Annotated in this window: 22 protein-coding genes; 15 read left to right on the top strand and 7 right to left on the bottom strand. The window is 71.7% G+C overall.

Annotation, left to right across the window (positions count from 1 at the left end; all coding sequences use genetic code 11):
• Window positions 1-18: 18 nt before the first annotated feature.
• Together PGH47_RS30845 and PGH47_RS30850 are read right to left on the bottom strand one after the other, a co-directional pair.
• The gene (locus PGH47_RS30845) at window positions 19-2,049 is read right to left on the bottom strand and encodes a glycoside hydrolase family 31 protein (protein ID WP_376051571.1); all 2,031 of its coding nucleotides are present in this window, start codon (window positions 2,047-2,049) and stop codon (window positions 19-21) included.
• Window positions 2,050-2,275: 226 nt separating this feature from the next.
• Entirely contained in the window at window positions 2,276-3,292 is a 1,017-nt protein-coding gene (locus PGH47_RS30850) for a LacI family DNA-binding transcriptional regulator (protein ID WP_271666089.1), read from the bottom strand.
• 353 nt (window positions 3,293-3,645) lie between these two features.
• On the opposite strand from PGH47_RS30850, the gene PGH47_RS30855 reads away from it, so the two are divergent.
• The 7 genes from PGH47_RS30855 (at window position 3,646) to PGH47_RS30885 (ending at window position 13,024) form a co-directional block, all read left to right on the top strand.
• Window positions 3,646-5,580, top strand: coding sequence for an acyl-CoA dehydrogenase family protein (locus tag PGH47_RS30855; RefSeq protein ID WP_271666090.1), 1,935 nt, complete (start codon window positions 3,646-3,648; stop codon window positions 5,578-5,580).
• Between the two features lie 121 nt (window positions 5,581-5,701).
• Window positions 5,702-6,958, top strand: a complete 1,257-nt coding sequence (dxr, locus tag PGH47_RS30860) for a 1-deoxy-D-xylulose-5-phosphate reductoisomerase (RefSeq protein ID WP_271666091.1) — start codon at window positions 5,702-5,704, stop codon at window positions 6,956-6,958.
• Between the two features lie 8 nt (window positions 6,959-6,966).
• Window positions 6,967-8,259 (top strand): M50 family metallopeptidase, encoded by a 1,293-nt coding sequence (locus tag PGH47_RS30865; RefSeq protein ID WP_271668189.1) that lies wholly within the window; start codon window positions 6,967-6,969, stop codon window positions 8,257-8,259.
• A 169-nt stretch (window positions 8,260-8,428) separates the two neighbouring features.
• Complete coding sequence (ispG, locus tag PGH47_RS30870; RefSeq protein WP_107902282.1) at window positions 8,429-9,586, top strand: flavodoxin-dependent (E)-4-hydroxy-3-methylbut-2-enyl-diphosphate synthase; 1,158 nt, start codon at window positions 8,429-8,431, stop codon at window positions 9,584-9,586.
• 220 nt (window positions 9,587-9,806) lie between these two features.
• Window positions 9,807-10,655, top strand: a complete 849-nt coding sequence (locus tag PGH47_RS30875) for a GNAT family N-acetyltransferase (RefSeq protein WP_107902280.1) — start codon at window positions 9,807-9,809, stop codon at window positions 10,653-10,655.
• A gap of 26 nt (window positions 10,656-10,681) precedes the next feature.
• On the top strand, window positions 10,682-11,248 hold the full coding sequence (locus PGH47_RS30880; protein ID WP_271666092.1) for a GNAT family N-acetyltransferase: 567 nt from the start codon (window positions 10,682-10,684) through the stop codon (window positions 11,246-11,248).
• Window positions 11,249-11,320: 72 nt separating this feature from the next.
• The gene (locus tag PGH47_RS30885) at window positions 11,321-13,024 is read left to right on the top strand and encodes a proline--tRNA ligase (protein WP_271666093.1); all 1,704 of its coding nucleotides are present in this window, start codon (window positions 11,321-11,323) and stop codon (window positions 13,022-13,024) included.
• Window positions 13,025-13,115: 91 nt separating this feature from the next.
• On the opposite strand, the gene PGH47_RS30890 is transcribed toward PGH47_RS30885, so the two are convergent.
• Entirely contained in the window at window positions 13,116-13,343 is a 228-nt protein-coding gene (locus PGH47_RS30890; protein ID WP_229915067.1) for a hypothetical protein, read from the bottom strand.
• 206 nt (window positions 13,344-13,549) lie between these two features.
• Entirely contained in the window at window positions 13,550-13,972 is a 423-nt protein-coding gene (locus PGH47_RS30895) for a helix-turn-helix domain-containing protein (protein ID WP_271666094.1), read from the bottom strand.
• A gap of 323 nt (window positions 13,973-14,295) precedes the next feature.
• Here PGH47_RS30895 and PGH47_RS30900 point away from each other — a divergent pair, with 323 nt between their 5' ends.
• The 4 genes from PGH47_RS30900 (at window position 14,296) to PGH47_RS30915 (ending at window position 17,755) form a co-directional block, all read left to right on the top strand.
• Window positions 14,296-14,886 (top strand): RNA polymerase sigma factor, encoded by a 591-nt coding sequence (locus tag PGH47_RS30900; protein WP_271666095.1) that lies wholly within the window; start codon window positions 14,296-14,298, stop codon window positions 14,884-14,886.
• Complete coding sequence (locus tag PGH47_RS30905) at window positions 14,883-16,232, top strand: BN159_2729 family protein (RefSeq protein ID WP_271666096.1); 1,350 nt, start codon at window positions 14,883-14,885, stop codon at window positions 16,230-16,232. The genes PGH47_RS30900 and PGH47_RS30905 overlap by 4 nt, the downstream gene beginning before the upstream one ends.
• Window positions 16,229-16,909, top strand: a complete 681-nt coding sequence (locus PGH47_RS30910) for a WhiB family transcriptional regulator (RefSeq protein ID WP_271666097.1) — start codon at window positions 16,229-16,231, stop codon at window positions 16,907-16,909. Before PGH47_RS30905 ends, PGH47_RS30910 begins: the two co-directional genes overlap by 4 nt.
• Before the next feature lie 270 nt (window positions 16,910-17,179).
• A complete protein-coding gene (locus PGH47_RS30915) occupies window positions 17,180-17,755 on the top strand; it encodes a hypothetical protein (protein ID WP_271666098.1) in 576 nt (191 codons plus the stop codon).
• A 220-nt stretch (window positions 17,756-17,975) separates the two neighbouring features.
• Here PGH47_RS30915 and PGH47_RS30920 read toward each other — a convergent pair whose 3' ends face one another.
• The 3 genes from PGH47_RS30920 to PGH47_RS30930 are packed head-to-tail and all read right to left on the bottom strand — an operon-like array spanning window position 17,976 to window position 19,938.
• Window positions 17,976-18,875: an aminoglycoside phosphotransferase family protein gene (locus PGH47_RS30920; protein WP_271666099.1), complete on the bottom strand. Its 900-nt coding sequence runs from the start codon at window positions 18,873-18,875 to the stop codon at window positions 17,976-17,978.
• Between the two features lie 50 nt (window positions 18,876-18,925).
• Window positions 18,926-19,390, bottom strand: coding sequence for a ferritin-like domain-containing protein (locus PGH47_RS30925; protein ID WP_271666100.1), 465 nt, complete (start codon window positions 19,388-19,390; stop codon window positions 18,926-18,928).
• Window positions 19,387-19,938 (bottom strand): hypothetical protein, encoded by a 552-nt coding sequence (locus PGH47_RS30930; RefSeq protein ID WP_271666101.1) that lies wholly within the window; start codon window positions 19,936-19,938, stop codon window positions 19,387-19,389. The genes PGH47_RS30925 and PGH47_RS30930 overlap by 4 nt, the downstream gene beginning before the upstream one ends.
• A gap of 324 nt (window positions 19,939-20,262) precedes the next feature.
• Between PGH47_RS30930 and rimP the strand changes: the two genes are divergently transcribed.
• The 4 genes from rimP to infB all read left to right on the top strand — a co-directional run bounded on the left by rimP (window position 20,263) and on the right by infB (window position 25,441).
• Window positions 20,263-20,760 carry a ribosome maturation factor RimP gene (gene rimP, locus PGH47_RS30935; protein ID WP_271666102.1) on the top strand — a complete coding sequence of 166 codons (498 nt, stop codon included), beginning with the start codon at window positions 20,263-20,265 and terminating at the stop codon, window positions 20,758-20,760.
• 2 nt (window positions 20,761-20,762) lie between these two features.
• On the top strand, window positions 20,763-21,749 hold the full coding sequence (nusA, locus tag PGH47_RS30940) for a transcription termination factor NusA (RefSeq protein ID WP_271666103.1): 987 nt from the start codon (window positions 20,763-20,765) through the stop codon (window positions 21,747-21,749).
• Between the two features lie 102 nt (window positions 21,750-21,851).
• A complete protein-coding gene (locus PGH47_RS30945) occupies window positions 21,852-22,148 on the top strand; it encodes a YlxR family protein (protein ID WP_271666104.1) in 297 nt (98 codons plus the stop codon).
• 146 nt (window positions 22,149-22,294) lie between these two features.
• Window positions 22,295-25,441, top strand: a complete 3,147-nt coding sequence (gene infB, locus PGH47_RS30950; protein ID WP_271666105.1) for a translation initiation factor IF-2 — start codon at window positions 22,295-22,297, stop codon at window positions 25,439-25,441.
• Window positions 25,442-25,580 lie beyond the last annotated feature (139 nt).

Consider the following 25,580-nt stretch of genomic DNA (forward strand, 5'->3'; position numbering starts at 1 on the left):
TGAAGGTGAGTTGACCGGTTACTCGGCGATCGGCAGCCGTGCCCCGTCCCGCAGAAACAGCGGGATGCGGTCCAGCGGGGCGGCCACGGTGACGGCCCGCCCGCCCTCGTACGCCTCCCCGGTCCAGGCGTCCGTCCATCGCGCCCCGGCCGGAAGATACGTCGTCCGGGCCGTCGCGCCCGGCTCCAGGACCGGCGCCACCAGCAGGTCCGCGCCGAGCAGATAGGCGTCCGCGACCCGCCAGCACGGCTTGTCCGCGGGGAACTCCAGGAACAGCGGCCGCATCACCGGCAGGCCCTCCTCGTGGGCCTCGCGCATGACGTCGAGGACGTACGGCTTCAGGCGCTCGCGCAGCCGCAGGTACGCCTCCAGGATCGGGCGGGCCTGCTCGCCGTAGGACCACACCTCGTTCGGGCCGCCGGTCATCTCCGGGCCGAGCGGCATGCCCGGGTCGCGGAAGCCGTGCAGACGCATCAGCGGGGACAGGGCGCCGAACTGGAACCAGCGGATCATGACCTCGCGGTAGGCGGGGTCGTCCGGGTCGCCGCCGTGGAAGCCGCCGATGTCCGTGTTCCACCACGGGATGCCGGACATCGCGGTGTTCAGGCCGGCCGCGATCTGCCGGCGCAGGGTCGGGAAGTCGGTGCCGATGTCACCGGACCACAGGGCGGCGCCGTAGCGCTGGCTGCCCGCCCACGCCGAGCGGTTGAGGGTGACGATCTCGTCCTCGCCGGACGCGCGGAGCCCTTCGTAGAAGGTGCGGGAGTTCTCGGCCGGGTAGCTGTTGCCGACCTCCAGGCCGGGGCCCGCCCAGTAGCGCAGGTTCTCCGGGAAGCCGGGCTTGAGCTCGGGCTCGCAGGCGTCCAGCCAGAAGGCCGTGATGCCGTACGGGTCGAGGTAGTTCTCCTTGATCCTCGACCACACGAACTCCCGGGCCTCGGGGTTCGTGGCGTCGTAGAAGGCGATCTGGACGGTGGAGGCGACCTCCTTGTCGGGCCAGTCGGCGTGCGCCATCGGGCCGTACTGCGTGCCGATGAAGTAGCCGCGCTGCTCCATCACGGGATGGTTCTCGCTCAGCGGTGAAACCGACGGCCACACGGACACGACCAGCTTGATGCCCAGCTCGTCCAGTTCGCGGACCATGGCCGCCGGGTCCGGCCACTCGGCCGGGTCGAACTTCCAGTCGCCCAGGTGCGTCCAGTGGAAGAAGTCGCACACGATCGCCGAGACGGGCAGGCCACGGCGCTTGTACTCCCTCGCCACACCGAGGAGTTCGTCCTGCGTGCGGTAGCGCAGCTTGCACTGCCAGAAGCCCGCCGCCCACTCCGGCAGCATCGGCGTACGGCCCGTCGCCGCGCTGTAGCGGCGCTGGCCGTCGGCCGGGGTGCCCGCGGTGATCCAGTAGTCGATCTGGCGGGCGGAGTCGGCGACCCAGCGGGTGCCGTTGTGCGCGAGCTCCACGCGGCCGATCGCCGGGTTGTTCCACAGCAGGGTGTAGCCCCGGCTGGAGGCGAGCACCGGGATACCGACCTCGGCGTTGCGCTGCACCAGGTCCAGGACCAGGCCCTTCTGGTCGAACCGGCCGTGCTGGTGCTGGCCGAGGCCGTAGAGCTGCTCGTCGTCGTAGGCGGCGAACCGCTGCTCCAGGCGGTGGTGGCCGTTGCCGACGGCGGTGTACAGACGCGGGCCCGGCCACCAGAAGTGGGCGCGGGCCTCCGCGAGGAGCTCGGCGGAGTCCTCGGTGCGCAGGAAACGGATCAGGCCCTCGGCGTCGACGTGGACGGTCAGGGCGCCCACGGTCAGCTGCGCCTCCCCGTCACCGATCTTGACCGAGCTCTCGGTGGCCGGCGGTTCGTCGAGCAGCGCACCCGGCAGCCCGTCGAGGATCGGCCCGCCGAGCCGGGCACGCACCCGGACCGCGTCCGGCCCCCACGGTTCGACGCGGACGGTCTCCTGCCGGCCGCTCCACTCCAGCGCACCGTCCCGCTCGCGGAACGTGCCGACGGTCGGGGACGACTGCGCGAGGCTGACCGCGCCCGGCTGGGACATGTCTTCGGCGAGCTGATTCACGTGGGCGCTCCAGGGGAGGGAGGCGGGTGCAGGCATGGCGGTGCCCGGGCAGGGGCACGGTGGTGCGGTGATCGGTGCGTGGCGGGTGTGCGGTGATCGGTCCGTGGCAGGCGTGCGACGACCGGTGTGAGGCGGGACGTGCGGATGATCGGTGGGCGGCGGGGCGGGACGTGCGGATGGGCGACGGGCGGCGGGGCGTGCGTGATCAGTGGGCGGCGGACGGTGCCGGACCCGTGCTCGCCCGGACCGTCAACTCGGGTGCGATCAGCACGACTTCGTCGCTGCCGCGCCCGTCCAGCTTGGCGACGAGCTGCCGCACGGCATGCCGCCCCATCTCCTGCGCGGGGATGGAGACCGACGTCAGCCGCACCGAGGCCTGTGTGGCGACCTGGTCGGGGCAGATCGCCACGACCGACACGTCCTCCGGCACGGCGCGGCCCTGCTGGCGCAGCAGGGCGAGCAGCGGCTCGACGGCCGACTCGTTCTGCACGACGAACCCCGTGGTGCTCGGGCGCTCGTCGAAGATCCGGGCGAGGGTGACGGCCATGGCGTCGTACCCGCCCTCGCACGGCCGGTGCAGCAGCCGCACCCCCAACTCCTGGGAACGCAGTCGGAGTCCGTCCAGCGTGCGCTCGGCGAAACCGGTGTGCCGCTCGTAGACGGCCGGCGCCTCTCCTATGACAGCGATGTCGCGGTGCCCCAGTTTCGCCAGATGCTCCACGCACAGCGCGCCGGTCGCCTTGAAGTCGAGGTCGACGCAGGTCAGCCCGGCGGTGTCGGCGGGCAGCCCGATCAGCACGGACGGCTGGTGGGAGCCCCGCAGCAGCGGCAGCCGCTCGTCGTCCAGCTCGACGTCCATCAGGATCATCGCGTCCGCGAGCCCGCTGCCCGAGACCCGGCGCACGGCGTCGGGGCCCTCCTCGCCGGTCAGCAGCAGGACGTCGTAGCCGTGCGTGCGGGCCGTGGTGGCGACCGCGATGGCGATCTCCATCATCACCGGCACGTACATGTCGGTGCGCAGCGGGATCATCAGCGCGATGATGTTCGACCGGCTGCTGGCCAGGGCACGGGCGCCCGCGTTCGGGTGGTAGCCGAGCTCACGGATGCTCTGCTCGACCCGCTGCCGGGTGGTCGCGGAGATGGACCGCTTGCCGCTGAGGACATAGCTCACCGTGCTCGCCGAGACTCCGGCGTGCTGGGCGACCTCGGCGAGGGTGACCATCCAGCTCTCCAAGCTTGTGTGAAGCGCTTCGACAGTGCGCGACAGGAACAGGGTCAGGTGTGAGGGTGGTTCGACACTAACTCCGGCGCGCGTGGGTGTCCATAGGTTGTCGAAGCGCTTCGACAATTTTTCCGAGGCGACGCGAGCACCCGTTCGGCGCAAGCCGCCCGGCGGGGTTCACGGGCGCGGTTCCAGCGTACGGTCGGCGCGACGACCGGCCCCCGATCCGCCGACATCGGCCGAACGGTCGCGCGCGGGGTGGTGGGCGCGCCTGTAATCGGGTACATACGATCGGGTAGCACCCGTCGGTAACCAAACGGCCCAAGATCCCGATTCGCGGCGAGGTGAGCCTCATGTCCGCAGCACCCACGAAGCCCACTGTCACTGAGCGTGAGGCACGCCAAGTGGCGGAGGAGGCCCGGCAGCAGGACTGGCGCAAGCCCAGTTTCGCCAAGGAGCTCTTCCTCGGCCGCTTCCGCCTGGACCTCATCCACCCCCACCCGATGCCCACCGACGAGGCCACCCAGCGCGGCGAGGAGTTCCTCGCCAAACTGCGCGACTTCATCGAGACGAAGGTCGACGGCGCCCTCATCGAACGCGAGGCCCGCATCCCCGACGAGGTGATCGACGGCCTCAAGGAGCTCGGCGCCCTCGGCATGAAGATCGACACCAAGTACGGCGGGCTCGGCCTCACCCAGGTCTACTACAACAAGGCCCTCACCCTGGCCGGCTCCGCCAGCCCGGCGATCGGCGTCCTGCTCTCCGCCCATCAGTCGATCGGCGTACCGCAGCCGCTGAAGCTGTTCGGCACCCCGGAGCAGAAGGAACGGTTCCTGCCGCGGTGCGCCCGCACCGACATCAGCGCCTTCCTGCTGACCGAGCCCGACGTAGGCTCCGACCCGGCCCGCCTCGCCACCTCCGCCGTACCCGACGGGGACGACTACGTCCTCGACGGCGTGAAGCTGTGGACGACCAACGGAGTGGTCGCCGACCTCCTCGTCGTCATGGCGCGGGTGCCGAAGTCCGACGGACACAAGGGCGGCATCACCGCCTTCGTCGTGGAGAGCAACTCGCCCGGCATCACCGTCGAGAACCGCAACGCCTTCATGGGCCTGCGCGGCATCGAGAACGGCGTCACCCGCTTCCACCAGGTCCGCGTCCCCGCCGCCAACCGCGTCGGCCCCGAGGGCGCCGGCCTGAAGATCGCGCTCACCACGCTGAACACCGGACGGCTGTCGCTGCCCGCGTCCTGCGTCGCGGCCGGCAAGTGGTGCCTGAAGATCGCCCGCGAGTGGTCGGCGGCGCGCGAGCAGTGGGGCAAGCCGCTCGCCCAGCACGAGGCCGTCGGCGCCAAGATCTCCTTCATCGCGGCCACCACCTTCGCCCTGGAGGCCGTCACCGACCTCGCCTCGCAGATGGCCGACGAGGACCGCAACGACATCCGCATCGAAGGCGCCCTCGCCAAGCTGTACGCCTCCGAGATGGCCTGGCTCATGGCCGACGAGCTCATCCAGATCCGCGGCGGCCGGGGCTTCGAGACGGCCGACTCGCTCAGGGCGCGCGGCGAGCGCGGCGTCCCCGCCGAGCAGGTCCTGCGCGACCTGCGCATCAACCGCATCTTCGAGGGCTCGACGGAGATCATGCACCTCCTGATCGCCCGCGAGGCCGTCGACGCCCACCTGTCGGTCGCCGGTGACCTCATCGACCCCGACAAGTCACTCCAGGATAAGGCCAAGGCGGGCGCGAACGCCGGCGTCTTCTACGCCAAGTGGCTGCCGAAGCTGGTCGCGGGGCAGGGACAACTGCCTTACTGGTACGGCGAGTTCAAACGCGGCGTAGACCTCTCCCCGCACCTGCGCTACGTCGAGCGCACCTCCCGCAAGCTGGCCCGCTCCACCTTCTACGGCATGTCGCGCTGGCAGGGCCGCATGGAGACCAAGCAGGGCTTCCTGGGCCGGGTCGTCGACATCGGCGCCGAACTGTTCGCCATGAGCGCCGCCTGCGTCCGCGCCGAGCACCTGCGGGCCCGGGGCGAGCACGGCCGCGAGGCCTACCAGCTCGCCGACGCCTTCTGCCGGCAGTCCCGGCTGCGCGTCGAGGAGCTCTTCGGCCGGCTGTGGTCCAACACCGACGACCTGGACCGCAAGGTCGTCAAGGGAGTCATGGCAGGCACCTACGAGTGGCTGGAATCGGGCATCGTCGACCCCTCGGACGACGGCGGTGTGTGGATCGCGGACGCGACCCCGGGCCCGAGCGAGCGGGAGAACGTGCACCGCCCGATCCGGTGACCGTCTTGGTGAGGGGTCACCGCCCACAGCTCACCGTGGGCGGCGACCCCTCACCATCCTGTTACCCGCCGGATGGGGATGCCCTGTCCTTCCCGCCGCCCGTTGCGGCCACAATGGGGGGATGAGCGACAGCCCAGCCCCCCTCGCCGACCCGCATCTCGTCTACGACCCCGTGGCGGGCGACGGCCCCAAGGACGTGGTGATCCTCGGCTCCACCGGCTCCATCGGCACCCAGGCCATCGACCTCGTGCTGCGCAACCCCGACCGGTTCCGGGTCACCGCCCTGTCCGCCAACGGCGGCCGGGTCGCCCTCCTCGCCGAGCAGGCGTACCGGCTGAAGGCGCGGACCGTCGCGGTCGCCCGCGAGGACGTCGTGCCGGCGCTGCGCGAGGCCCTGACGGCCCAGTACGGCACGGGGGAGCCGCTCCCCGAGATCCTCGCAGGCCCGGACGCGGCCACACAGGTCGCCGCCTCCGACTGCCACACCGTCCTGAACGGCATCACCGGCTCCATCGGCCTCGCGCCCACCCTCGCCGCCCTGGAGGCGGGCCGCACCCTCGCGCTCGCCAACAAGGAGTCGCTCATCGTCGGCGGCCCGCTGGTCAAGGCGCTCGCCAAGCCCGGGCAGATCATCCCGGTCGACTCCGAGCACGCCGCCCTGTTCCAGGCGCTGGCGTCCGGCACCCGCGCGGACGTGCGCAAGCTCGTGGTGACCGCCTCCGGCGGCCCCTTCCGCGGCCGCACCAAGGCCGAGCTCGCGAACGTGACGGTCGAGGACGCCCTCGCCCACCCCACCTGGGCCATGGGCCCGGTGATCACGATCAACTCCGCGACCCTGGTCAACAAGGGCCTGGAGGTCATCGAGGCGCACCTGCTCTACGACATTTCCTTCGACCGCATTGAGGTGGTCGTGCATCCCCAGTCGTATGTTCACTCGATGGTTGAGTTCACCGACGGATCCACGATCGCCCAGGCGACGCCCCCGGACATGCGCGGGCCCATCGCCATCGGCCTGGGCTGGCCCGAGCGCATCCCGGACGCCGCGCCCACCTTCGACTGGAGCAAGGCGTCGACCTGGGAGTTCTTCCCGCTCGACAACGACGCGTTCCCCTCGGTCGACCTGGCGCGCCACGTGGGGAAGCTCGCGGGGACGGCTCCCGCGGTGTTCAATGCGGCCAACGAGGAGTGCGTGGAGGCCTTCCGGTCCGGCGCGCTGCCGTTCAACGGGATCATCGAGACCGTGACGCGAGTGGTGGAGGAGCACGGCACCCCGCGCTCGGGAACTTCGCTGACCGTCGCGGACGTCCTCGAAGCGGAGAGCTGGGCCCGTGAGCGGGCCCGGGAACTGGCGGTACACACGGCGGAGGCCCGTGCATGACGACCCTGATGTTCATCCTCGGCATAGTGCTGTTCGCCGTCGGGCTGCTGGCCTCGATCGCGTGGCACGAGCTGGGCCACCTGTCCACGGCCAAGATGTTCGGCATCCGGGTGCCGCAGTACATGGTCGGCTTCGGCCCGACTCTCTGGTCGCGGAAGAAGGGTGACACCGAGTACGGCGTCAAGGCGATCCCGTTCGGCGGCTACATCCGCATGATCGGCATGTTCCCGCCCGGCCCCGACGGCCGCCTGGAGGCCCGCTCCACCTCGCCCTGGCGCGGCATGATCGAGGACGCCCGCTCGGCCGCGTTCGAGGAGCTCCAGCCCGGCGACGAGTCCCGCCTCTTCTACACGCGCAAGCCGTGGAAGCGGGTCATCGTGATGTTCGCGGGCCCGTTCATGAACCTGGTCCTCGCCTTCGGACTGTTCCTCACCGTGCTGATGGGCTTCGGCATCCAGCAGCAGACCACCACCGTGAGCTCGGTCTCCCCGTGCGTCATCGCCCAGACCGAGAACCGCGACGAGTGCAAGGCGTCCGACCCCAAGTCGCCGGCCGCGGCGGCCGGCATGAAGGCCGGCGACAAGATCGTCGCCTTCGGCGGCGTGCGCACCGAGGACTGGAACACCCTCTCCGACCTCATCCGCGACAGCGCCGGCAAGCAGGTGCCGATCGTCGTCGACCGGGGTGGCCGGCAGGTGACCCTGGAGGCGACGATCGCCACCAACCGGGTCGTCAAGAAGGACGCGGCCGGGGCGTACGTCGAGGGCGAGTACGTCAAGGCGGGCTTCCTCGGCTTCAGCTCGGCCACCGGCGTCGTCAAACAGGACTTCGGCGAGTCCGTGTCCTGGATGACCGACCGGGTCGGCGAGGCCGTCGACTCCCTCGTCGCCCTGCCCTCCAAGATCCCCGCCCTGTGGGACGCCGCGTTCGGCGACGGCCCGCGCGAACCCGACTCCCCGATGGGCATCGTCGGCGCGGCGAGGGTCAGCGGCGAGATCGCGACGCTGGACATCCCGGCCTCGCAGCAGCTGGCGACGTTCGTCTTCCTGCTGGCCGGCTTCAACCTCTCGCTGTTCCTGTTCAACATGCTCCCGCTGCTGCCGCTCGACGGCGGCCACATCGCGGGCGCCCTGTGGGAGTCGCTGCGCCGCAACCTGGCCAGGGTGCTGCGCCGGCCGGACCCGGGTCCGTTCGACGTGGCCAAGCTGATGCCGGTCGCATACGTCGTCGCCGGAATCTTCGTCTGCTTCACCTTGCTGGTGCTGGTCGCGGACCTCGTCAACCCGGTCAGAATCTCCTAGTCATACGGCGTTCGAGGCGGCCCGGGATCCTTTGTCCCGGGCCGCCTTCCATTGAGTGGGTTTACAGGCCGTGATGTGCTGGGGTGAGCGGCCGTGCCGTAATCTCGAAGCCTGGAGCCCGCTGCTGACGGGACCGGACCTTGATCCACGACTTGGGGTTGCACAGCAGATGACTGCGATTTCTCTCGGCATGCCGTCCGTACCGACCAAGCTCGCCGAGCGCCGGAAGAGCCGTCAGATCCAGGTCGGGACCGTCCCGGTCGGTGGAGACGCTCCGGTCTCGGTCCAGTCCATGACGACGACGCGTACGTCGGACATCGGCGCCACGCTCCAGCAGATCGCCGAGCTCACCGCCTCCGGCTGCCAGATCGTGCGTGTGGCGTGCCCCACACAGGACGACGCCGACGCGCTGGCCACGATCGCGCGCAAGTCCCAGATCCCGGTGATCGCGGACATCCACTTCCAGCCGAAGTACGTCTTCGCCGCCATCGAGGCCGGCTGCGCCGCGGTCCGGGTCAACCCCGGCAACATCAAGCAGTTCGACGACAAGGTCAAGGAGATCGCGCGGGCCGCCAATGACCACGGCACCCCGATCCGCATCGGTGTCAACGCCGGCTCCCTGGACCGGCGCCTGCTCCAGAAGTACGGCAAGGCCACGCCCGAGGCCCTCGTCGAGTCGGCCCTGTGGGAGGCGTCGCTCTTCGAGGAGCACGACTTCCGCGACATCAAGATCTCGGTCAAGCACAACGACCCGGTCGTCATGGTCCGGGCCTACCAGCTGCTGGCCGAGAGTTGCGACTACCCCCTCCACCTCGGTGTGACGGAGGCCGGCCCGGCGTTCCAGGGCACGATCAAGAGCGCGGTCGCCTTCGGCGCCCTCCTCTCCCAGGGCATCGGCGACACGATCCGCGTCTCCCTCTCCGCGCCGCCGGTGGAGGAGGTCAAGGTCGGCAACCAGATCCTGGAGTCCCTGAACCTCAAGCAGCGCGGCCTGGAGATCGTCTCCTGCCCGTCCTGCGGCCGCGCCCAGGTCGACGTCTACAAGCTGGCCGAGGAGGTCACCGCGGGCCTGACCGGCATGGAGGTCCCCCTCCGCGTCGCCGTCATGGGCTGCGTCGTCAACGGCCCGGGCGAGGCCCGCGAGGCCGACCTCGGCGTCGCCTCCGGCAACGGCAAGGGCCAGATCTTCGTCAAGGGCGAGGTCATCAAGACGGTCCCCGAGTCCAAGATCGTCGAGACCCTCATCGAGGAGGCGATGAAGATCGCCGAGCAGATGGAGGCGGACGGCGTGGCATCGGGCGAGCCGTCGGTGGCGGTCGCGGGCTGAGAGGGCTGTGGGGCGCCGGGCGGTTGTATTTCAGCCGTCCGGCGCTTGAGGACGAGGCCCGTTCAGGGCCGGAGCGGGGGGCCTGGGGCGGCAGCCCCCAGGGGGTGCCCCGGCCGACGGTCCCTGGCAAACGAACGGCAACCTCCACTGGGCGGCACGGCAAAGCTTCCGCAGGTACAGTGCGGGGACCAGCAGAACCCCAGCGTGAGGCCCCCGCACCGTGTTGACCCAGACCACCTCACGGGTCCTCGAACCGAGTGACCTGGACGCGGCGCTCGCCGTCCTCGACCGCGAGCCCGTCGCGAACGCCTTCGTGACATCCCGCGTCCAGATCGCCGGCCTCGACCCCTGGCGCCTCGGCGGCGAGATGTGGGGCTGGTACGAGGACGGCATGCTGACGTCCCTGTGCTACGCGGGCGCCAACCTCGTCCCGATCTGCGCCACCCCCCGAGCCGTACGGGCCTTCGCCGACCGAGCCCGCCGCGCGGGCCGCCGCTGCTCCTCCATCGTCGGCCCCGCGGAGTCCACCGCCCAGCTGTGGCGCCTGCTGGAGCCCAACTGGGGCCCGGCCCGCGAGATCCGCTCCCACCAGCCCCTGATGATCACCGACCGCATGTCGGCCGACATCGCCCCGGACCCGTACGTCCGTCGCATCCGCAAGGACGAGATGGAGACGATCATGCCGGCCTGCGTGGCGATGTTCACCGAGGAGGTCGGTGTCTCCCCGATGGCCGGCGACGGCGGACTTCTCTACCAGGCCCGGGTCGCCGAACTCGTCGGCTCCGGCCGCTCCTTCGCCCGCCTCGACCAGGACGGCAAGGTCGTCTTCAAGGCCGAGATCGGCGCCGCCACCGACCGCGCCTGCCAGATCCAGGGCGTCTGGGTGGCCCCCGAGTACCGCGGCCAGGGCCTCGCCGCCCCCGGCATGGCGGCCGTCCTGCGCTACGCCCTCGCGGACGTGGCCCCGGTGGTCAGCCTCTACGTCAACGACTTCAACACGGCGGCGCGAAGGACGTACCAGAGGGTCGGCTTCAAGGAGGTCGGCGCCTTCATGAGCGTCCTGTTCTGAAGGTCCGTCCAGGTAGGCTCCCCACCATGCGCCTTCCCGGTCACGCACACCGCCGCCAAGCAGACGACATCGTGATCGGCCCCCTGGACCTCTCGGCCCAGGTGGACGAGGCACTGGCCGTCCAGGCGGTGGCGTTCGGCCTCGGCCCCGACGAGGTCGCCGTACGCCGGCAGATCGTCCTGCGCCACATGACCTACCCGGGAGCGAGAGCCCTGGGCGCGACCACCGCGGGCACCCTCGTCGGCTTCGTCTACGGCATGCCCAACGACCGTAACCACTGGTGGTCCACGGTCGTGGAGCCCTACCTCCGGGCCCAGGGCCACGACAGGTGGCTCGACGACTCCTTCGTCATCACCGAACTCCACGTCCACCCCCGCTACCAGAACCGGGGCGTGGGCCGCTCGCTGATCACCACGATCACGGACGGCGCCGTCGAACCCCGCTCGATCCTCTCGGCGATCGACGTGGACAGCCCGGCCCGCGGCCTCTACCACTCCCTGGGCTACGAGGACCTCGCCCGACAGGTCCTGTTCCCCAGCGCGCCCAAGCCGTACGCCGTGATGGGGGCCCCTCTCCCGCTGCGCCGTCGTTAACCGATTTCCACCGTCCCGTACCGCCCGGCTAACCTCCTGCCATAACCGACACTCGGCAGGAGTACGAGAACCATGGCCAACGCACCGGTCCAGCGCATGTCCCAGTTGATGGCGAAGACGCTGCGCGACGACCCGGCGGACGCCGAGGTCCTCAGTCACAAGCTGCTCGTCCGCGCCGGCTACGTCCGCCGCACGGCGGCCGGCATCTGGTCCTGGCTGCCCCTCGGCAAGCGGGTCCTCGCCAACGTGGAGCGCATCGTCCGCGAGGAGATGGACGCGATCGGCGCCCAGGAGGTGCTGCTCCCCGCGCTGCTGCCGCGTGAGCCGTACGACGCGACCGGCCGCTGGGACGAGTACGGCCAGGAGCTGTTCCGGCTCAAGGACCGCAAGGGCGGCGACTACCTCCTCGGCCCGACCCACGAGGAGATCTTCACCCTGCTGGTGAAGGACCAGGCGTCCTCCTACAAGGACCTGCCGGTCATCCTCTACCAGATCCAGCACAAGTACCGCGACGAGGCCCGTCCGCGGGCCGGTATCCTGCGTGGCCGCGAGTTCCTGATGAAGGACTCCTACTCCTTCGACACCGAGGACGAGGGCCTCGCCCAGTCCTACGCTCTGCACCGCCAGGCCTACCAGCGCGTCTTCGAGCGCCTCGGCCTCGACTACCGCATCTGCGCCGCCACCGCGGGCGCGATGGGCGGCTCGAAGTCGGAGGAGTTCCTCGCCCCCGCCGAGGCCGGCGAGGACACCTTCGCGGACTGCCCGAACTGCGACTTCGCGGCCAACACCGAGGCGATCACCTACGAGCTGAAGCCGGTCGACGCCGCAGGCGTGGCCGCGCTCGAGGAGATCCCGACCCCGGACACCCCCACCATCGAGACCCTCGCCGCCCACCTCGGCGTCGAGGCCTCCGCCACCCTGAAGAACCTGCTGGTCAAGGTCGACGGCGAGATCGTCGCCGTCGGTGTTCCCGGCGACCGCGAGGTCGACATGGGCAAGGTCGAGGCCCACTTCGCCCCCGCAGTCGTCGAGATGGTCACCGAGACGGACTTCGCCGAGAACCGGGACTTGGTGCGCGGCTACGTCGGCCCGCAGGGCCTGGGCGAGAAGGTGAAGTACCTCGCCGACCCGCGCGTGGCCCCCGGCACCTCCTGGATCACCGGCGCCAACAAGGAGGGCATGCACGCGAAGAACGTCGTCGCGGGCCGTGACTTCGAGGTGGACGAGTACGTCGACGTGGTCGTCGTCCAGGACGGCGACCCCTGCCCGAAGTGCGGCACCGGCCTCAACCTGGACCGCGCGATCGAGATCGGCCACATCTTCCAGCTGGGCCGCAAGTACGCCGACGCCCTCAAGCTCGACGTCCTCGGCCAGAACGGCAAGCCGGTCCGCGTCACCATGGGCTCCTACGGCATCGGCGTCTCCCGTGCCGTCGCCGCCCTCGCCGAGCAGACCGCCGACGACAAGGGCCTGTGCTGGCCGGCCGAGGTCGCCCCGGCCGACGTCCACGTGGTCGCCGCGGGCAAGGCGCTCCAGACCGAACTCGCCCTCGACGTCTCCGAGAAGCTGGCGACGGCCGGCCTGCGCGTCCTGTGCGACGACCGCGCCGGTGTCTCGCCGGGCGTGAAGTTCACCGACTCGGAGCTGATCGGCGTACCGCAGATCCTGGTGGCCGGGCGGCGCGCGGCCGAGGGCGTCGTCGAGCTCAAGGACCGCAGGACCGGTGAGCGCGAGGAACTGACGGTGGACGAGGCGATCGCCCGCCTGACGGCGTAACGCGACCCGAACTCCCTGGACCGTCCTTCGCCGTGTGACACAGCGTCACACGGCGGGGGACGGTCCTGCTTTCTCGGGCCGCGGGACGGGTTCAGCCTGCCTCGGCCGTGAGCACGCGGGGGAGGAGTTCGTGCGGAAGCTCGACGCGCATGCCGCAGAAGCAGCGCAGGGGGCCGCCCCGTGAGCCGGGGGCACCCAGGTCGATGAGCAGGATGTCCGCCACTTCGCGGAGCACGTCACGCGTCGGGGCACCTCTGGCGACGCGGATGCTGACTTCGTCCGGGTCCCAGACCGCGATGCTCGCCAGACCGTCTGTCACGGCAATGTGGACGCACACAACTGTCTCCCCAGGGATGCACTACGGCATGAGTGATCCGCTCCGGGAGGTCAGCGGCTGACTGATGGTACCGACGGTGGTCGGGTGCGTGAGGAGTTTCGTCATATTCTCCCGCCGCACCGGAAGCGCCCGTCACACCCGGCACACACTCGCGGTGCGGCCCGGTGGCCGAAAACGAGCCCCTGACCTCAGCCGATGCGGCTGACCTGAAGCATCGCCTCGGCGTCCTTCAGCAGTGCCCGCTGACGTGCCTCCGGCAATTGCCGGTACAGCTTCAGCAGCCGGGCCTCGCGCTCGTCCCCGCTGGGCCCCGGAACCGGGCGGCCGACCGCCTCGAAGAACTCCCTCGGTGTGGTCCGAACGCCCCAGCGCCGGAACACCTCGACCATGGCCCGCAGCTTCTCCGGATCGATGCGCGAGGTGCCGCGGGTGCGGTTCATCCAGGCGTTCAGCGTCGGATAGGAGATGCCGGCCTCGGCCGCCAGGTCCTTCTGCGTCCTGTCCTGCGCCTGCGCCAGGAGACGTTCGAGCAGAGCCGCCAGGTCCTCGTCCCGGCGGGGCGGATCCTGGCCGGGGTCCGGGTCTCCTGGGCTGCTCTGCTGGATCGTCACGCATCGAGGATCCGGCATCAATATCTACAAGCGCAAGTAGATCGCAGATCGGTCGCGAGGGCTTCGGGAGCGCGCGGGAGCACCGTGCATGCGACCGCGCAACCGCGCGCCCCCGGCCGCCGTCGGGGCCCGCTCTTCCTCACGCTCCGTAGATATCTTGACACAATCTGCATCTACATGAAGACTGTAGATGGCTCCGGATGTGGATCGCGGCTCCTGGCGTGCGCTTTCGTACGTTCAAGAAATCTACATCTACATGAATATTGAAGATTCGTTGAGTCTCGCTGAGATTCGTCGGACCAAGATCGACGGGAGAACCGATCGTGTCCCTACCGGACAACGCCATCACCGCTGCGGGCGACCCGGAACCCGAGCTCGTCGCCCGGGCCCGCACCGGCGACCGGGAGGCGTTCGCGGCCCTGTACCACCAGCACTACCGCCTCGTGTACGGGTTCCTGCTGTTGCGCACGCGCAACGGACACCTGGCGGAGGACCTGACCCAGGAGGTGTTCACCCGCGCCCTGCGGCGCATCGACGCCTTCAACTGGCAGGGCACGGCCTTCGCCGCCTGGCTGACCACCATCGCGAAGAACCTCTACCTCGACGAACTCGGCCGCGGCCGCACCCGCCTGGAGACGCCGGTCGCCGAGTTCGACGACCCGGGGGAGGCGGGCCGGGACGCGGAGGCGCTGGTCCTGCGCGCACTGGAGGCCGTCGAGGCCCATGAGACGGTCCGCACCGCCCTGCACACCCTCAACGCCCAGCAGCGGCACTGCGTGGAGCTGCGTTTCCTCGACGAACTGACGCCGCAGGAGACGGCGTTGGCGATGGGCCGGAGCGTCGGCGCGGTCAAGACGCTGACCTACCGCGCGCTGCGCAAGCTGCGCCGGCCGACCGGGGCGGTGTCCGTGTGAACAGCAACTTCCCGCACGCCGTCGGCGTGATCCGCGCGGCACTGGAGTCCACCGGGGCCGACCGGGCGACCGCGGTCGCGCACGCGCTCGACACGGCCCGCCTCCTCGTCGACCCCGGCCGCACCTTCGGCGTCGTACTGCACCGGACCCCGGACGGCGGTTGGACCCCGGGCGGCGGTTGGACCCCGGGCGGCGGTTGGACCCCGGGCGGCGGTTGGACGCCGGGCGGCGGTTGGACGCCGGCCCCGCGCGCGCTCACCGACCTGGAGCGCAGGGCCCTGGCCTGGGACGCCTCCTGCGCACGGGCCCGCTCCCTCGCGCACGCCATCGAACGCCGGCTGGCCGGGCACACCGGTCCTTCCGGGGTCCGCGTGGACGGCGACCGGGTGCGGGTCGTGCTCCGCGTGGACGGCCCCCTCCCATGGGCCCGCTGGCGGGCGTACCTCGGCATCACGGCCGTCGGCGCGGGCACCCGCCCCCACACGGTGGTCGGCGAGGGGGAGCGCGGCGGCGTCCGGGTGACGGTGGTGGCCCACGGCGCGACCTCGACGACACCGCGCGTGACGCCTACGCCCGCGGCAGCCCGGCCGGCGACAGCCGCGCCCGCAGCGACTCCGGCCGCGGCCCTTTCGCCCCCGGCAGCCTCACCGGTGGCACCCTCGCCCGCGGCGACTCCGGCCGTGGCCCTTTCACCCACGGCAACTTCACCCGTGGTGCCTCCGCCTGCGGCAACTTCACCGGTGGTGTCTCCGCCCGGAGCAGCTCCGGCCGTGGGCTCTCCGCCTGCGGCAACTTCACCGGTGGTGTCTCCGCCCGCGGCAGCTCCGGCCGTGGGCTCTCCGCCCGCGGCAGCTTCACCCGTGGTGCCTCCGCCCGCGGCAACTTCACCGGTGGTGTCTCCGCCCGCGGCAGCTCCGGCCGTGGGCCCTCCGCCCGCGGTAGCTCCGGCCGTGGGCCCTCCGCCCGCGGCAACCTCGCCCGTGGTGGCTCCGCCCACCGCAATCCCGTTGGCGGCACCCGCCCTCGCCCCCGCCCCCTCGGCGCCCGGACCGCAGACGCATCTCTTCCGGCTAGGCGGCGTCACGTACGACCTGGCGCTTCCGCAGCGCGACGCGCAGGGTGACGTCTGGTACTTCCAGGGCTGCCGGAGCCATGACGGCATGCCCCTGATGTCCCTGGACGGCCGGCCCGAGCGGTGCTCCCTGGCCAATCTGGCGGTGCATCTGGGGCCGTTGTCGCCGGTGCGTGCCGTCGTGCCGGACGTCGTGCCCGCCGGCGACCGGGCGTTACCCGTGCCGACGGTGCCCTCCGGACCGATGCGCGGCCCGATCGGGCCGGTCGTATGACGGCCGGTGGGGGAGGTGCGCGGATCCCGGGCGAGGCGGGGGCGGACGGGGGTTCGCGGGTCTGGGAGGCGAGCGCCGCCTGCGGGGAGCGGAACGCGGACCTCTGGTTCTCGCGCAGTTCCTGGTCGACGGCCGTCGCCATCTGCGCGGCCTGTCCGGTGCTCGAACCGTGCCTGGCCGCAGTGCTGCAACGGGAGAAGGGCCTGCCCCGGTGCCGTCGCCAGGGCGTCGTGGCCGGACTCACCGGTCCCCAGCGCCATGACCTGGAGCGCAGCGCGAACCTGTCACGGGCACCGCAGCGCCGGCCGGCACCGCGACCCGGTGAGCCCGCCGATCGCCCCGGACCCCGCGCCCCGGCCGTGTCCCCGCGCCCCCTGCCCGCCCCCTGCGGCACCCGCGCCGCCTACCAACGGCACCTGCGCCGGGGCGAACCCGTCGACGAGGCGTGCCGCGCCGCCAACGCCAGGGAAGCCGGCCGCTACCGCCGTACCGGGTCGACCCGCGACCGGCGGGAGAAGGCCGGGCCCCACGACCTTGATCGCCGTACCGGGTCGACCAGTGACCAGCCGGCGAAGGCGATGCCCCGCGACTTCGATCGCCGTACCGGGTCGACGAGTGACCAGTCGGAGAAGGCCAGCCCCCTCGGCTCCGATCGCCGTACGGGCTCCTGTCTGTGACCGGCGGGAGAAGGCCGGGCCCCGCGACCTTGATCGCCGTACCGGGTCGACCAGTGACCAGTCGGCGAAGGCCAGCCCCCTCGACTCCGATCGCCGTACGGGCTCCTGTCCGTGACCGGCGGGAGAAGGCCAGCCCCTGCGACGCCGGTCGCCACCCGGTTCCACCGGCGCCCAGTGCGAGAAGTCCCGCCCCCCACGACCCCGCCCGACACCCCGCCGGGTCGTCCGGCGAGCCGAGCTGATGTTTCCTCACCGCAACCGGAGTTCCTCATGTCCTCGCCCCCGTCGGATCCCCTGCCCGCCGTGCCCGGAACCGGTCACCCCCGGAGCCCGGGTCCCCTCGGCCGTGCGGCCGCCGTCCTGCTGCGAGCGCTGCGGCGCCGCGTCAAGCCCCTCGCGCGGCGGACGGGGTCCCGGCACCGTCTCGGGCGCGATCTGGACGCCTGTCGGCAGGAGCGCGACCGCTGGCGGCGGCACGCCGACTCCTACGAGCGGGAGTTGACCCGCACCCGACACGAACGCGCCCACCTGCTGGCCTGGTTGGCGGCGTTGCACCCGTCGAGCGCGGTCCTCACCCCCGACGCCGGCTCCGGACCGGACGGCCCGCACCTGCTGTGCGTGGAGGCCGGCGGGCGGCAGTTGTCCTGGCGGCTGTCACCGGCCGACCTCCCGCTGTTCGCCCATGTCCCGTACGCCCAGCCGGTCATCCCCGACTCTCCCGCGCCCCCCGATCAGACCGCTCACATCCGTCGGCACACCCGGCTGCTGGCGATGGAGGGGACCCTGTTCGGCGCGACCGCCGAGACATGGGCGGCGGTGATGCCTCTGCGGCCCGGCGAACACTGAGGTCGCCCGGACGGCCGTCCCGGCGACCCCCGAGACTCCGGTCGGCAGGCTCGGGAGGCAAGTCGACCGGATCCACCACGCCCCTCTGCTCCGACCACGGCAGGGGGGCGTGGTCCCGTCCACGGCACCCGGCGCCCGCAGCGCCCCGTGGTGACCGCCTCCGGCGGCCCCTTCCACGGCCGCACCAAGGCCGAGCTCGCGAACGTGACCGTCGAGGCCGCTACAGCCAGCCCGCGAACTCCAGCAGCAGCTCGGCGTCCTGCGGCCGCCCGACCCGGCGGGCCCGCACCCCCGACTCCACGGCCCGGAACAGCGTCCACCCCCGCAGCCGCTCCTGGTCCACCTCCAGCGACTCCGCGAGCCGCTTGACCCGCCGCCGCGTCGTCGCCGCACCCGACGGCGAGGCGATCAGATCCTCCACCCGGTCCCGCACCAGCCGCGCCAGATCGAACGCGCACTCACCCACGACCGGATCCGGCCCCACCGCCAGCCACGGCATCCGCTCCCCGGCCAGCACCTTGCTCTGCCGGAACGTCCCGTGCAGCAAACGCCGTTCGGGCGGCGCGGCCAGCAGCTCCTCACGAGCGGCCAGCGCGGCGTCGACCAGCGTCGCCACCTCGGCGTCCGCGGCCGCGGTCGCCCGCATCGCCTCGGCCTGCCGCCCCGTCCGCTCGGCCACCGTCTCGAAGCGATGGCCGTCCGGGGGTTCCACCCACAGCCGCCGCAGCGTCCCCGCCGCCTCCAGCAATGCCTTCGCCTCCGGCAGCGACCGCACCGACAGATCCGGACGCAGCCGCTCCAGCAGCAGCACACCCTCGGTCACGAAGGGCTCCAGAAGCTGTACGGCACCCGTGCCGCCCCAGTGCGCCAGCGCGGCCCGCTCGCTCTGAGGGCGGGCCCGGGGCGGCGCCAGCTTCAGCACCGCCGGGGTGCCGTCCGGCTGCCGGACCAGGACCACCAGGCTGCTGCGGCCGCCCGGCATCTGCACCCGCTCCACGGTCAACTCGCGTAGCGCGACGGCCTGGTGGGCCGCCTCCGGCAGCCTCTCCAACCAGTCGTCACCGTCCGGTGCCGTCTCACCGAGCGCCCTGACCAGACGCTGCGGCGGTTCGAAAGCCATGCGCGAGTCGTTCCCTTCCCGTACTGCCCGTACGTGTGCTGCGGTCCGCGTCAGGCGGTGGGCTCCTCCGACGGGGCCGCGGTGCCCGCACGCTCGGCGAGCCCAGGGAAGGCTACGCTCCCGCCGCGCCAGCGCACCGCCCGCACCGCGGCCTCCCGCAGCGCCTCGGCGGCCGTACCCCGCAGCTCCCCCTCGGCTGCCCGCACCAGGTCGGAGTACACCCCGGCCACCCGGTCCTCCAGCTCGGCGGCGAGCAGGACGGCCGAGGCGGAGTCCGGCACCGGGAAGGGCAGCGCGTACCCGGCGCTCGCCGAGACCGGCTCGGCGCCCCGGTCGCTCACCTCGCGCGCCAGCGCGTCCCGCCGCGCCCGGTGTGCCGCGTATGCCGCACGCGCCTCCGAGCGCCGCTCCTCGCTGATCCGGCCGCCGACGACGCCGTATCCGTACACGACCGCGTGCTCGGCGGCGAGCGCCGACTGGAGGGCCTTGACGGTCGCCTTCTTCGCCTCGCTCACTTGGCCGCCTCCGTCAGCAGGTATGCGTGCACGGCCCCGGCCGCGGCCACCGAGGCCAGCAGCCGCGCCAGTTCACCGGGTACGTCGAGCAGTGCCTTCGCCCGCCGGTCCGCGAGCGCCCGTTCGGCGGCGGCGAGGTCGGCCAGCGCGTCCCGCTCGTTCGTCGGAACGGAGACGCTCGCGGAGGGGGAGGCCGACGGCGACGCCGTACCGCCGGTCGGCGTCCCGGACGGCGTGGGCGATCCGGCCGACGGATCCGGGCCGAACGCCGCCGCGTGCCGCAGGGCCTCCGCCCGCAACGGCCCCACCACAGGGGCCAGTACGGGGTGGGCGGCCAGCACGGCGTCGTAGTGCCCGACCAGGTCGTCGCTGTCGCGGGCCGCACGCGCGCGTGCCTTCTCGACGAGCGACGGACTGCCGCTCGTCCCGCCGTCCGATTCGTCGGGCCGGGACGTGCAGCCCACCAGCAGGGCGGCACCGGCGACGGAGGCGAGCAGGGCTCTTCGGCGCGGCCCCGAGGGGTGGCGCGAGGGCGGGGGGTACGGCACGGCACACGTCCTCGGGGACTCGTACGAACACGCAGGCGGGACGCGCCCGCCGCTGATCACCGTACCCGCGCGTACGGCAGAGTCATGTCACCGGCTCGACAGCCGGCCTCAAGGGGCGCGGGGCCGTGTCGACATGCGGCTCCGCCGCGCGGGTGCGATCAGCCACAGGCAGCCCGTGTTCGCCCACAAACCCGCAGTCCCGACCCCTTGGGCGACGCGGCCCCACCGCCGGTGGCTGGACGCAACACTCCTCGCGACCCGATACCCTTTGACCAGACACGCGACCCATCCCACAACAGCACACGCGGCCGAGGAGTCACCCGGATGAGCACCACCCAGAGCGAGAGGCTGCGAGAACTTCTGGAACCGCTCGTCAACTCTCAGGGCCTCGATCTCGAAGAGATCGCAGTGGACTCCGTCGGACGCAAGCGTGTGCTGCGCGTCGTGGTCGACTCCGACACCGGGGCGGACCTGGACCGGATCGCCGATGTGAGCCGCGAGCTCTCGGCGAAGCTCGACGAGACCGACGCGATGGGCCAGGGCGAGTACACCCTCGAGGTCGGCACCCCCGGCGCCGAGCGTCCCCTGACGGAGCACCGGCACTACGTGCGCGCCGTCGACCGGCTGGTGAAGTTCCAATTGGCCGAGGGCGGGGAACTGGTGGCCCGGATCCTGGACGTCGACGACGAGGGCCTCGATCTCGAAGTGCCCGGAGTCAAGGGCCGCAAGCCCACCAGCCGCAGACTCGGCTTCCCGGAGATCGACAGGGCGCGCGTGCAGGTCGAGTTCAGCCGCAAGGACAAGAAGGAAGAGGAGGCGTAGCCGTGGACATCGACATGAGTGCCCTGCGGGGCTTGGTTCGGGAGAAGGAGATCTCCTTCGACCTGCTGGTCGAGGCGATCGAGTCGGCCCTCCTCATCGCCTACCACCGCACCGAGGGAAGCCGCCGCCACGCGCGCGTGGAGCTGAACCGGGAGACCGGCCATGTGACCGTGTGGGCGAAGGAGGATCCCGAGGATCTGGAGGAGGGCCAGGAGGCCCGCGAGTTCGACGACACCCCCTCCGGCTTCGGCCGGATCGCCGCCACCACCGCCAAGCAGGTCATCCTCCAGCGTCTGCGCGACGCCGAGGACGACGCGACGCTCGGCGAGTACGCGGGCCGCGAGGGCGACATCGTCACCGGCGTGGTCCAGCAGGGCCGCGACCCGAAGAACGTGCTCGTGGACATCGGCAAGCTGGAGGCCATCCTGCCGGTGCAGGAACAGGTCCCGGGCGAGACCTACCCGCACGGGATGCGGCTGCGGTCCTACGTCGTCCGGGTGGCCAAGGGCGTCCGCGGCCCCTCCGTCACCCTCTCGCGCACCCACCCCAACCTGGTGAAGAAGCTCTTCGCCCTGGAGGTGCCGGAGATCGCCGACGGCTCGGTGGAGATCGCCGCCATCGCCCGCGAGGCCGGCCACCGCACCAAGATCGCCGTAAGGTCCACCCGCAGCGGTCTGAACGCCAAGGGCGCCTGCATCGGCCCCATGGGCGGCCGGGTGCGCAACGTCATGGGCGAGCTGAACGGCGAGAAGATCGACATCGTCGACTGGTCCGACGACCCGGCCGAGATGGTGGCGAACGCGCTGTCCCCGGCCCGCGTCTCCAAGGTCGAGGTCGTGGACATGGCGGCCCGCTCCGCGCGCGTGACCGTGCCCGATTACCAGCTGTCACTGGCCATCGGCAAGGAAGGGCAGAATGCCCGGCTTGCCGCCCGGCTCACCGGCTGGCGCATCGACATCCGCCCGGACACCGAGCAGACCGGGGAATAGATCCAAGCCGCCTGGCGCTCAGATCACGTCAGGTTACCGAGCGGCAACTGTTCGAATCCTGCCCCAAAGGGGTGAGGTCGGTACGGGGAGGTAGACTTAGTGGTGTCTGGCCGGACACGCGCCCGCGCCTGCCCTGAACGTACCTGTGTGGGGTGCCGGGAGCGAGCGGCCAAGACTGATCTGCTGCGGATCGTGGCGATCAAGGACGAGTGCGTTCCTGATCCAAGCGGTACGCTGCCCGGCCGGGGTGCGTATGTACACCCCGCCCTGGTCTGTCTCGACCAGGCGGTACGCCGCCGGGCGTTCACGCGGGCGTTGCGCGCCCCGGGAGCGCTCGACACAAAGGCGTTGCGCCGGTACGTCGAGCAGAGAACAGTTGCTGACCAGGCAACACCGTAAGAAGCGTCGCGCGGAACCCCCGCGCGGCCCTGGTACCCCGCGAGTTGGAAGTAGGTCGAGATTGCGATGAGCACTCGATGAGCACGCGATGAGTACGCCCATGAAGTAGCGACGGTCCGGACGCAACCGGACCTAAAAGGAGCGAAGTGGCTAAGGTCCGGGTATACGAACTCGCCAAGGAGTTCGGGGTTGAGAGCAAGGTCGTCATGGCCAAGCTCCAAGAACTCGGTGAATTCGTCCGTTCGGCGTCTTCGACCATCGAAGCGCCCGTCGTCCGTAAGCTGACGGACGCCCTCCAGCAGGGCAGCGGAGGCGGCAAGTCCGCCCCCGCCCGCAAGGCTGCCCCGGCGAAGCCGGGAGCCCCCTCTCCGGCGCAGGCGGCCCGTCCGGCGCCGCCGCGCCCGGCTGCCCCCAAGCCGGCCGCCGAGAAGCCCGCGGCCCCGGCCGCGCCGGTTTCTCCCGGCCCTCGTCCCACCCCGGGCCCGAAGCCCGCGCCGCGGCCCGCCCCGGCGTCCCCGGCTCCGAGCGCGCCCGAGTTCACGGCACCGCCGGCGGCTCCCGCCGCTCCTGCCGCCTCTCAGGGCCAGGGCCAGGGCCAGGGCGGCCAGGGTCAGGGCTCCGGCCCGCGTCCGGGCGCCGCGCGTCCGGCCGGCCAGGCGCCGCGTCCCGGCGCCCCGCGTCCGGGTGGTCAGGGTGGCCAGGGCCGTGGTGACCGCGGTGACCGCGGCGACCGTCCCGGCGCTCCGCGCCCGGGTGGCGGCGCCCCGCGTCCCGGTGCCCGTCCGGCCGGTCCCCGTCCGGGCAACAACCCGTTCACCTCTGGTGGCTCCACCGGCATGGCGCGCCCGCAGGCGCCCCGTCCGGGCGGCGCTCCGCGTCCCGGCGGCCCCGGTGGCGCCGGCGCTCCCGGCGGTGCTCCGCGTCCGCAGGGTCAGGGCGGTCCCCGTCCCCAGGGTCAGGGCGGTCCTCGTCCGCAGGCTCCGGGCGGCTCCCGTCCCTCGCCGGGCGGTATGCCCCGTCCGCAGGGCGGCGGCCCGCGTCCCGGCGGCGGCCCCGGTGGCCCGCGTCCCAACCCCGGCATGATGCCGCAGCGTCCTGCTGCCGGCCCGCGTCCCGGCGGTGGCCCCGGCGGTGGCCGTGGTCCCGGCGGCGGCGGTCGTGGTCCCGGTGGCGGCGGTCGTCCCGGCGGTGGCGGCGGCTTCGCCGGCCGTCCCGGTGGCGGCGGCGGTGGCGGTTTCGCCGGTCGTCCCGGTGGTCCCGGTGGCGGTGGCGGCGGTTTCGCCGGCCGTCCGGGTGGTCCCGGCGGTGGCGGCGGTGGCCGTCCCGGCTTCGGCGGTCGTCCCGGTGGTCCGGGCGGTCGTGGTGGCACGCAGGGCGCCTTCGGTCGTCCCGGTGGTCCCGCGCGCCGTGGCCGCAAGTCGAAGCGGCAGAGGCGCCAGGAGTACGAGGCCATGCAGGCCCCGTCGGTCGGCGGCGTGATGCTGCCTCGCGGCAACGGCGAGTCCATTCGCCTGTCGCGCGGTGCGTCGCTCACCGACTTCGCGGAGAAGATCAACGCCAACCCGGCGTCGCTCGTCGCGGTCATGATGAACCTCGGCGAGATGGTCACGGCCACGCAGTCCGTCTCCGACGAGACGCTGCAGCTCCTCGCGGGCGAGATGAACTACACGGTTCAGATCGTCAGCCCCGAGGAGGAGGACCGCGAGCTGCTCGAGTCCTTCGACATCGAGTTCGGCGAGGACGAGGGCGACGAGGACGACCTGGTGGTCCGTCCGCCCGTCGTCACCGTCATGGGTCACGTCGACCACGGTAAGACCCGACTCCTCGACGCCATCCGCAAGACGAACGTCATCGCGGGCGAGGCCGGCGGCATCACCCAGCACATCGGTGCCTACCAGGTCGCGACCGAGGTCAACGACGAAGAGCGCAAGATCACCTTCATCGACACCCCGGGTCACGAGGCGTTCACCGCCATGCGTGCCCGTGGTGCGAAGTCGACCGACATCGCGATCCTGGTCGTCGCGGCCAACGACGGCGTCATGCCGCAGACGGTCGAGGCGCTCAACCACGCCAAGGCGGCCGACGTCCCGATCGTCGTCGCGGTCAACAAGATCGACGTCGAGGGTGCCGACCCGACCAAGGTGCGCGGTCAGCTGACCGAGTACGGCCTGGTGGCTGAGGAGTACGGCGGCGACACCATGTTCGTCGACATCTCCGCCAAGCAGGGTCTGCACATCGACTCCCTGCTGGAGGCCGTGGTCCTCACCGCGGACGCCTCGCTCGACCTGCGGGCCAACCCGAACCAGGACGCGCAGGGCATCTCGATCGAGTCCCGTCTCGACCGCGGCCGCGGTGCCGTGGCGACGGTCCTCGTCCAGCGAGGCACGCTGCGGGTCGGCGACACGATGGTCGTGGGCGACGCCTACGGTCGCGTGCGCGCCATGCTCGACGACAACGGCAACAACGTCGCCGAGGCCGGCCCCTCGACGCCGGTTCAGGTCCTGGGCCTGACCAACGTCCCGGGTGCGGGCGACAACTTCCTGGTGGTCGACGAGGACCGTACGGCCCGTCAGATCGCCGAGAAGCGCGCCGCCCGTGAGCGCAACGCCGCGTTCGCCAAGCGCACGCGTCGTGTCTCCCTCGAGGACCTGGACAAGGTGCTCAAGGCCGGCGAGGTCCAGCAGCTCAACCTCATCATCAAGGGTGACGCTTCCGGTTCGGTCGAGGCTCTCGAGTCCTCGCTGCTCCAGCTGGACGTCGGCGAAGAGGTCGACATCCGCGTCCTGCACCGCGGCGTCGGTGCGGTCACGGAGTCCGACATCGACCTGGCCATGGGCTCCGACGCCATCGTCATCGGCTTCAACGTGCGCGCCGCCGGGCGTGCGCAGCAGATGGCCGAGCGCGAAGGCGTGGACGTCCGGTACTACTCGGTCATCTACCAGGCGATCGAGGAGATCGAGGCGGCCCTCAAGGGCATGCTCAAGCCGGAGTACGAAGAGGTCGAGCTCGGCACGGCGGAGATCCGCGAGGTCTTCAAGTCGTCCAAGCTGGGCAACATCGCGGGTGTTCTCATCCGCTCCGGCGAGGTCAAGCGCAACACCAAGGCGCGCCTGGTCCGCGATGGCAAGGTCATCGCGGAGAACCTCAACATCGAGGGTCTGCGTCGCTTCAAGGACGACGTCACCGAGATCCGCGAAGGCTACGAGGGTGGTATCAACCTCGGAAACTTCAACGACATCAAGGTCGACGACGTCATCGCGACGTACGAGATGCGCGAGAAGCCGCGCGTCTGATCCCAGCACGCGATCGGGGCCGGTCGGCGGCAGTTCCCTCAGGGAAACTCCGTCGATCGGCCCCGGCCGTTGCGTGTACGGTTCCCGTATCGGCGTCGAAGCGTGGCGCCCGTACCCCGAACCGGCGGGACATCCGGAT

This window comes from Streptomyces sp. HUAS 31 (assembly GCF_028198125.1).
In the GTDB taxonomy this organism is placed as follows: domain Bacteria; phylum Actinomycetota; class Actinomycetes; order Streptomycetales; family Streptomycetaceae; genus Streptomyces; species Streptomyces chartreusis.